The 2,351-nt window shown below is 35.7% G+C and carries 3 protein-coding genes; 2 read left to right on the forward strand and 1 reads right to left on the reverse strand.

Annotated features, from left to right (window positions below; all coding sequences use genetic code 11):
* Positions 1–60: 60 nt before the first annotated feature.
* Positions 61–501: a hypothetical protein gene (locus Q4489_RS18125; RefSeq protein WP_303483329.1), complete on the reverse strand. Its 441-nt coding sequence runs from the start codon at positions 499–501 to the stop codon at positions 61–63.
* Between the two features lie 100 nt (positions 502–601).
* Here Q4489_RS18125 and Q4489_RS18130 point away from each other — a divergent pair, with 100 nt between their 5' ends.
* A complete protein-coding gene (locus tag Q4489_RS18130; protein ID WP_303483331.1) occupies positions 602–838 on the forward strand; it encodes a helix-turn-helix domain-containing protein in 237 nt (78 codons plus the stop codon).
* Between the two features lie 150 nt (positions 839–988).
* Complete coding sequence (locus Q4489_RS18135) at positions 989–2,170, forward strand: NAD(P)/FAD-dependent oxidoreductase (RefSeq protein WP_303483334.1); 1,182 nt, start codon at positions 989–991, stop codon at positions 2,168–2,170.
* Positions 2,171–2,351 lie beyond the last annotated feature (181 nt).

The raw sequence follows: 2,351 nt of genomic DNA on the forward strand, positions 1-2,351 counted from the left end.
GGTTATCGCCATTAGAGGCCGAACACAAATATTGGAAAACTTATAACAAGGTGGCCAGTTTTAGTTGACCACTACAGGCTGTATTTCATCAACCAATTCAGGGAATTCTGAGTAAAGCTCTTTGTATGCGTCAGACTCCCCCATATTTAATAGCAGTTCAGCTTTATAGTGATTCAACTTACCAAGCAGTTGCTCTTGCATAGCATCATGTTTTTTAGGTTTTTTTGTTGATTCACGTTTAACCCTCAGCTCTATTGCTTCGCCGTCAAAGAGTTCTGTTTTGCTAAAGCGAGTTAACCCCTTCTTTTTCGATATAAGTTTTCTAAGCCAGCCTTTTTTAACCAACTTTAAAAGCTCACCATATATCATTCGTCGAATAGTAGAACGATCTAAAGAAGAGTCACTTTTCAAAGCTAAATAAGCTGATCTGACATCGCTTGTTGTGAAGAGATCAAAATTTTTCGAGACAATAATTTGAGCGACAAAATGGTCTAATTTCAAAGTAATTCCTGATCAATTTAAAATGATTGTGGGTATTATAGGGCGTGGTTCTTTAGTGCTCAACATGAAAATCTAATCATTTTGCCTGAAGGAAAATAAGGTGAGTGATTTAATTAAAGATTTTGGTGAAATGCTGCGTTTAAAACGTAAGGCTGCTGGCTACTCTCAAGAAGGTTTTGCCGCTTATGTAGGTATCGAAAGAGGTAATTACGGCAAAATAGAAAGAGGGTGTGTAAATATAAAATTGGCAACATTATATAAACTAGCTAATGCGTTAAATTGTGAATTTGTAGAGATAATGCCGCCGAGGTCAACTTATAAAGTAAATTTAGATTGATCTAATCCCTACTGTTATCACAGGTAAATAGGTTTTAAAGTCGAACACAGCTATATTCTGATATTTCTCAAAAAGAAAGGTCCAAAAAGAAAAATTATTAAATGGGTAATGATACAATTACTAAATTCAGCATAAAGGTGAGCGAATAAATTGAAAGTAGATGTAATAGTAATTGGAGCAGGAGCTGCAGGTCTTATGGCTGCCTCAAAGTCAGGAGAAAGAGGAAGAAAAACTATTGTTCTAGATCACGCGAAAAGACCAGGTAAAAAAATATTAATATCTGGAGGTGGACGTTGTAACTTCACCAACTATTATATCGAGCCAGAAAAATACCTATGTGAAAACCCTCACTTTTGCAAGTCTGCACTTAGCCAATACACTCAATGGGATTTTATTTCCTTAATCGAGAAATACAAAATCTCATACCATGAAAAACCTCTTGGCCAACTTTTTTGTGATGACTCTGCAAAGGCAATAGTTTCAATGTTAGTAGCAGAGTGTGAAAAAAACGCTGTTGAATTCAGCTTTCAAACAGACATTCAAAAAGTACTAAAGTTGGACGATGGAAATTTTTTAGTTAAAACAAGTAAATCTGATTATCAATGTGAGAGTTTAGTTATAGCTACTGGTGGGTTATCGATGCCCAAACTAGGTGCAACCTCTTTTGCATATAAACTCGCTAAGCAGTTCAGCCTTGAAGTTTTACCAACCAAAGCTGGTCTTGTACCATTGACACTTCATCCAGAACTTAAAGAGCCTTTAGCCGAAGTATCGGGGGTATCTATGCCCGTTAGTATCAGTGCTAATAATATAACTTTCTCTGAAGATATGCTCATTACTCACAGGGGCTTATCCGGCCCAGCTGTACTGCAAATATCATCGTATTGGGATAATGGAGATATAGCTTCTATTAATTTATACCCTAATGGTAACTTTGAATCATTATTAAAGGAGGCTATTTCATCTCAGACCAATGTTTCATTGAAAAATTTCCTATCTAGTATTTTTGCAAAGAGGTTTGCCGAAAAATTTATTCAATTGATTGGTTTTGAAAATATACCCCTTAAACAATTAGGGCACCGTAAACAGGCATTATTAATTGAAAGTATTAACAACTGGCAAGTAAAACCAGCGGGGACTGAAGGGTATCGAACGGCGGAAGTAACTATTGGAGGAGTTAATACTGATCAAATATCCTCTAAAACTATGGAGGTAAAAAGTATTTCAGGCCTTTACTTTATTGGTGAAGCATTAGATGTTACAGGCTGGCTAGGGGGGTATAATTTTCAATGGGCTTGGAGCTCGGGTTTTGTAGCAGGAAAAAATGTTTAATGATGTGTAGTGACAATTTAGATTGCACACTTCCCATAAAGTTTGCACAAAACAAGAAATATTTCCCTTAATGTTTGCACGGTAAGTGATTTGCTACTAGAATTTGATCTGCTTTAATTAAACAGGACACTTTAATAATGGAATATAATCCAATTATTGAGGTGTTAAATGACAAAAAGAA

Source organism: Thalassotalea sp. 1_MG-2023 (assembly GCF_030546745.1).
In the GTDB taxonomy this organism is placed as follows: Bacteria; Pseudomonadota; Gammaproteobacteria; order Enterobacterales; family Alteromonadaceae; genus Thalassotalea_C.